At 73.5% G+C, this 5,759-nt stretch carries 5 protein-coding genes; 4 read left to right on the top strand and 1 reads right to left on the bottom strand.

What is annotated here, in order from left to right; genetic code table 11:
• Positions 1 to 244 precede the first annotated feature (244 nt).
• The 4 genes from ABT106_RS30860 to proC all read left to right on the top strand — a co-directional run bounded on the left by ABT106_RS30860 (position 245) and on the right by proC (position 4,029).
• Positions 245 to 781: a hypothetical protein gene (locus ABT106_RS30860; RefSeq protein WP_502979533.1), complete on the top strand. Its 537-nt coding sequence runs from the start codon at positions 245 to 247 to the stop codon at positions 779 to 781.
• Positions 782 to 1,449: 668 nt separating this feature from the next.
• Positions 1,450 to 2,316 (top strand): ABC transporter ATP-binding protein, encoded by an 867-nt coding sequence (locus tag ABT106_RS30855; protein ID WP_351284061.1) that lies wholly within the window; start codon positions 1,450 to 1,452, stop codon positions 2,314 to 2,316.
• The gene (locus ABT106_RS30850; protein WP_351284060.1) at positions 2,313 to 3,062 is read left to right on the top strand and encodes an ABC transporter permease; all 750 of its coding nucleotides are present in this window, start codon (positions 2,313 to 2,315) and stop codon (positions 3,060 to 3,062) included. The genes ABT106_RS30855 and ABT106_RS30850 overlap by 4 nt, the downstream gene beginning before the upstream one ends.
• 157 nt (positions 3,063 to 3,219) lie before the next feature.
• Complete coding sequence (gene proC, locus ABT106_RS30845; RefSeq protein WP_351284057.1) at positions 3,220 to 4,029, top strand: pyrroline-5-carboxylate reductase; 810 nt, start codon at positions 3,220 to 3,222, stop codon at positions 4,027 to 4,029.
• Between the two features lie 57 nt (positions 4,030 to 4,086).
• On the opposite strand, the gene trpS is transcribed toward proC, so the two are convergent.
• On the bottom strand, positions 4,087 to 5,085 hold the full coding sequence (gene trpS, locus ABT106_RS30840) for a tryptophan--tRNA ligase (RefSeq protein WP_351284054.1): 999 nt from the start codon (positions 5,083 to 5,085) through the stop codon (positions 4,087 to 4,089).
• Positions 5,086 to 5,759: the final 674 nt, after the last annotated feature.

The following is a 5,759-nucleotide window of genomic DNA, read 5'->3' as shown; positions in this document are numbered from 1 at the left end:
TGGCCCTAGGGGGGCCCCTCCTGGGGCGGCCCCCCCCGCCGCGTGCCCCGCCGCCCCCCCGCGGCCGGCGCGGACCCGGCCGCATCCCCGTCCGCGGGTGCCACACGAGCCCGCAGGGCGCTCACGTTCCGTACGAGCCCTCACGGCCCTCCCGGCCCTCACCAGCCGTGGGAACCCCGCGGCAACCGTTCCGCCACGCGAGACGCACACGGCTCGTCCGGCCCGGCGGGGGATAATCGCCGGTGTGAGCGACGAGCAGCGAGACCAGACCCCCGCCGAGCCGGCCACGGCCCCGGCGGCGCAGGAGCCCAGCGGCCCCGAGCCCGAGCCGATCCAGTTCTTCGGCACCACCTGGGTGAAGCACGACGGCGGCTACGCCCTGCGCCGTGCCGCCATGGCCGGAGGCTCCCTGCTCACCGCCGTCGCGGCGGCCTTCCTGCTGCGCCTGTCGTACGAGGGCCTGGAGATCGGCAACGTCGGCCCCTTCCTCAGCATCTCCGTCGTCGTCCTCTTCGCCATCGCCAGCTCCATCGCCTTCGTCAAGACCTGGGACTCCTTCAGCCGCCGCGCCGCCCCGTCGTCCGACGAGACCGCGCTCAAGGGCCTCAAGACCATCGGCTTCATCGGCTCCCTCATCGCGTACTTCATCCGCTGCTTCTTCGAGGCCCCGGGGGAGAAGCTGCGCCGCGCCGAGTACGAGCGCGCCACCGTCGAGTACGCCCGCCGCCGCAGCTCCCGCACCGGAAACCCGGCGGCCCGCCGCCCCAAGCGCAAGAAGTGACCCCGCCGCGCCCGGCGCCGACGCGGCACCCGGGCCGAGCGGCACGCGGAACGGGCTGACCCGCTCAGGACCCACGCTCCTGGCCGGCGTGCCATGCGCCGCCGCACACACGGGAGGCGTCCCGAAACCCGCCGGCGGCAACCCCGCCTCCTCCGCCTGAGCCGCCCTAGCCCTCGCCCGGCACCGCCGTTCCACACACGGTGCGTTCCGGACACCCGCCACCGGGCCTGCCCCCCGCGCGCGCCCGCTGCCCGCGCCTGCCCCCCCGCGCCTGCTGCCCGTGCCGGAGCTGCCCGCGGCAACGCCGCCCGCACCGATCGCGGCCGCCCGGGACCCCGGGACCCCGGGACCGCCCCGTCGCCTGCCTCCGGGGACCACCTCCCCAGGACGCGCAATCAGCCACGGTCACCACCCCCTCGGGCCCCGGCCCCGGACCCCCCGGACCCCCCAGCCCCGGCTTCCCGGCCCCCGGGCCCCTGCCCCCCGAGCCCCTGCCCCCCTGCCCCCGGGCCCCTCAAACCCTCGGGCCCCCGGGCTCCTCGGGCCCCCGTGCCCCCGGGCTCCCCGCCCCCGGCGGGCAGCCGTGCCCGGCTCCCGCGCCCGCCCGCCGGGGGCGAATTCCGTCCCGCCGATTGACGACCGGCATCGGCGGGAGCATTATTCATCACATGATGAATAATGCTTCCGAGGGAGCCCCGGCCCGCACCCCGGCCGCCATCCACGCCCACGGCCTCACCGTGCGCCGCGGCACCGGCCGCACCCCCCGTACCGTCCTCGACTCCATCGCCTTCGACGTCCCCCGCGGCCGCATCACCGGCCTCCTCGGCCCCTCCGGCTGCGGGAAGTCCACCCTCATGCGCGCCGTCGTGGGCACCCAGGCCCACGTCACCGGCACGCTCGACGTCCTCGGCCGCCCCGCCGGCCACCCGGAGCTCCGCTCCCGCATCGGCTACGTCACCCAGGCGCCCTCCGTCTACGACGACCTCACCGTCCGGCAGAACCTCGACTACTTCGCCGCCGTCCTCGACCCCGGCCGGGCCGCCGCCGACCGCCGGCGCGCAGCCGTCGCCCGCGCCATCACCGACGTGGACCTCACCTCCCGCGCCGGAGCCCTCGCGGGCAACCTCTCCGGCGGCCAGCGCAGCCGCGTCTCCCTCGCCGTCGCCCTGCTCGGCACGCCGGAGCTCCTCGTCCTCGACGAACCCACCGTCGGGCTCGACCCCGTCCTGCGCCGCGACCTGTGGAACCTCTTCCACGACATCGCCGCCACCCGCGGCGCCACGATCCTCGTGTCCTCCCACGTCATGGACGAGGCCGAGCGCTGCCACGACCTCCTCCTCATGCGCGGGGGCCGGATCCTCGCCCAGGACACCCCCGACGCCCTGCGCACCCGCACCGGCTCCGCCACCGTCGAGGAGGGCTTCCTGCGCCTCGTGGACGAAGCCAACGCCGCCGCGAAGACGGGCACGGCGCCCACCCCCGCCGCAGCGCCCACCCCCACCGCCGCCACCATCGCCGGGGAGCAGACCCGATGAACGCCGCCCTGAGTCCCGCCCGCACCGCCGCCACCGCCGCCCGCGTCCTGCGCCAGCTCCGCCACGACCCCCGCTCGATCGCCCTGATGCTGCTGGTCCCCGTACTGATGCTGACGCTGCTCCGCTTCGTCTTCGACGGGAACGCGCAGACCTTCGACGGCATCGGAGCGTCGCTCCTCGGGATCTTCCCGCTCATCACGATGTTCCTGGTGACCTCCATCGCCACCCTGCGCGAGCGCACCTCCGGCACTCTCGAACGCCTCCTCGCCATGCCGCTCGGCAAGGGCGACCTCATCGCCGGCTACGCCCTCGCCTTCGGCGCCGTGGCCGTCGTCCAGTCCCTCCTCGCCACCGGACTCGCTCTCTGGGTGCTCGGCCTCGACGTCGTCGGCTCCCCCTGGCTGCTCCTGCTCGTGGCCCTCCTCGACGCGCTCCTCGGCACCGCGCTGGGCCTCTTCGTCTCCGCCTTCGCGGCCTCCGAGTTCCAGGCCGTCCAGTTCATGCCGGCGGTGATCTTCCCCCAGCTGCTCCTCTGCGGCCTCTTCGCCCCCCGCGACACCATGCAGCCCGTCCTCTCCGGCATCTCCGACGTCCTGCCCATGTCCTACGCCGTCGACGGCATGACCCAGGTCCTCACCCACACCGACATGACCGCCGCCTTCGTCCGCGACGCCGTCGTCGTCGCCGCCTGCGCCGTACTCGTCCTCGGCCTCGGCGCCGCCACCCTCCGCCGCCGCACCCCCTGACGCCCTCCCCGCCGCACGTCCCGAACCGGCCGGGGAGCGCGGAGCGCGGACCGCGGACCACGGACCGGACACCCGCCCGCCGCTGCGCCCCCGGGTGCAAGGATGAGGACGTATCCCCAGCACGCGTGCAAGAGAAGTTCGGCGAGGTGAATCGGGCATGACCCAGACAGTCGCAGTCCTCGGTACCGGCAAGATCGGCGAGGCCCTCCTCAGCGGGATGATCCGCGGCGGCCGGCCCGCCTCGAAGCTCCTCGTCACGGCCCGCCGCCCGGAACGCGCCGAGGAGCTGCGGTCCCGCTACGGCGTCGAGGCCGTCTCCAACGCCGAGGCCGCCAAGCGCGCCGACACCCTCATCCTCACCGTCAAGCCGCAGGACATGGGCCGGCTCCTCGACGAGCTCGCCCCGCACGTCCCCGCCGACCGCCTGATCATCAGCGGCGCCGCCGGCATCCCGACCTCCTTCTTCGAGGAACGGCTCAGCCCCGGCACCCCCGTCGTCCGCGTCATGACGAACACCCCCGCCCTCGTCGACGAGGCCATGTCAGTCATCTCGGCCGGCAGCCACGCCACCGCCGCGCACCTCCTGCACACCGAGGAGATCTTCGGCGGCGTCGGCAAGACCCTGCGCGTCCCCGAGTCCCAGCAGGACGCGGCCACCGCCCTGTCCGGCTCGGGGCCCGCGTACTTCTACTTCCTCGTCGAGGCCATGACCGACGCCGGCATCCTCCTCGGTCTGCCCCGGGCCCAGGCCCACGACCTGATCGTGCAGGCCGCCGTCGGCGCCGCCGTGATGCTCCGCGACAGCGGCGAGCACCCGGTCAAGCTCCGCGAGGCCGTCACCTCCCCGGCCGGCACCACCATCAACGCCATCGTGGAGCTGGAGAAGCACGGCGTACGCGCCGCCCTCATCGCCGCCCTCGAAGCCGCCCGCGACCGCAGCCGCGAGCTGGCCTCCGGCAACAGCTGAGACACCCGTGACGGGTGGGGGCCCCGAGTCACCCGGGGCCCCCACCCGCCCCGCCCGTCACGGCTCCAGCAATCCGATCGCCCGGTACGCCCGGTCCACCACCGGCCGCGCCAGTTCCCGCGCCCGCCCGGCCCCGGCCCGCAGCACCCGCTCGGTCTCCGCCGGATCCGCGGCCAGCACCGCGTGCCGCTCCCGTACCGGCCGCAGCAGCTCGACCACCGCGTCGGCGACGTCCCGCTTCAGCGCCCCGTACCCCTGGTACCCGTCGGCCAGCTCCCCCGGCTCACCGCCGGTGCAGGCGGCGAGGACATCCAGCAGGTTCGCGACCCCGGGCCGCGCCTCCCGGTCGTAGACCACGCCGCCGTCCCCGCTGTCGGTGACGGCCCGCATCACCTTCTTACGGACCACCTCGGGCTCGTCGAGCAGGTAGACGACGCCCGCCCCGCTCTCGTGGGACTTTCCCATCTTCGACGTCGGCTCCTGAAGGTCCATGACCCGCGCGCCCACCGCCGGGTGGGTCGCCCTGGGGACGGTGAAGGTGTGCCCGTACCGCTGGTTGAACCGCACGGCCAGGTCCCGGGTCAGCTCGACGTGCTGCCGCTGGTCCTCGCCCACCGGCACCTCCTGCGTTCCGTACGCCAGGATGTCGGCGGCCATGAGCACGGGATAGGTGAGCAGTGAGAGCCGCACACCGTCCCCGGCGCCCTGCGCCCTCGCGGCCTTCTCCCTGTACTGGATCATCCGCCGCAGCTCGCCGTCGGTGGCGGTGCACTCCAGCAGGTACGCGAGCCGGGTGTGCTCGTCGACGTGGCTCTGCACGAAGAGCGTGCACCGCTCCGGATCGAGCCCCGAGGCGAGCAACAGCGTCGCCGCCTGTCGGCTGAGCCTGCGCACCCGCGCCGGCTCGTGCTCGACGGTCAGCGCGTGCAGGTCGACGACGCAGAACAGCGCCTCGTCGGGCGCCTGGTCGGCGGCGACCCACTGCCGTACGGCCCCCAGGTAGTTCCCCAGCGTCAGATGCCCGGTCGGCTTGACCCCGCTGAAGATCCTCGTCATGTCCGCTCTCCCTTGATGTGAGTGGTGTGTACGAGGCCACCGCGTCGGCGACCGAGCCACTCCCGGGGAGGGGAGAAACGAAAACGGCCGCCGAGGCGGCGGCCGTGAGCGCGTGCGTGCTCGCGTGATGGTCCGGCCGCCGTCAGGCGGCCCACCAGCGAAGGCTGAGCGTGAGCACGTGCGTAGTCATGGCCGCAGCGTAGACCGTGGGAGGTGGGGAGGAGGTGAGATTCGGGAACCCCGCGTGGCCGACCAGCCAGGGGTTGACACACCTGTTCCGAGTCCGTAAGGTTCTTCGAGTTGTCCGAAGTGAGCGCCGACCCCGGTCGGTCCCCGGACAACCATCCCGCACTACACATTCGAACGCGCGACTCGCTTTGTCGTCCCGTTTTCATGTGTATTTGCGAATGAGGAATCCGCGTCCGAGGACGCGGCCGCCGATTAGGTTCGGGGGCAGGGAATCCGCTACTGTCTCACTCGCCGGAAGGGCCCAACAGCCCTGAAGGCAAACCCCGCTGACCGGGAGTCAGGTCCGAAAGGTTCTGATAGAGTCGGAATCGCCGGAAAGGAAAGCGCGAAAGCGAATACCTGGAAAGCACCGAGGGAGTCAGGCCCGAAAGAGTCTGATAGAGTCGGAAACGCAAGAACAGAACGAAAGCCCGGAGGAAAGCCCG

The organism is Streptomyces sp. NPDC002044 (genome assembly GCF_040296725.1).
In the GTDB taxonomy this organism is placed as follows: Bacteria; Actinomycetota; Actinomycetes; order Streptomycetales; family Streptomycetaceae; genus Streptomyces; species Streptomyces antarcticus.
The sequence above is the reverse complement of the archived record's forward strand: the minus strand, read 5'-3'. Positions and strand labels throughout refer to the sequence as shown.

Excerpts from the sequence above, each read along its gene's own strand:
- ABT106_RS30850 (WP_351284060.1), top strand. The coding sequence starts at position 2,313 with ATGAACGCCGCCCTGAGTCCCGCCCGCACCGCCGCCACCGCCGCCCGC.
- trpS (WP_351284054.1), bottom strand. The coding sequence starts at position 5,085 with ATGACGAGGATCTTCAGCGGGGTCAAGCCGACCGGGCATCTGACGCTG.
- proC (WP_351284057.1), top strand. The coding sequence starts at position 3,220 with ATGACCCAGACAGTCGCAGTCCTCGGTACCGGCAAGATCGGCGAGGCC.
- ABT106_RS30855 (WP_351284061.1), top strand. The coding sequence starts at position 1,450 with ATGATGAATAATGCTTCCGAGGGAGCCCCGGCCCGCACCCCGGCCGCC.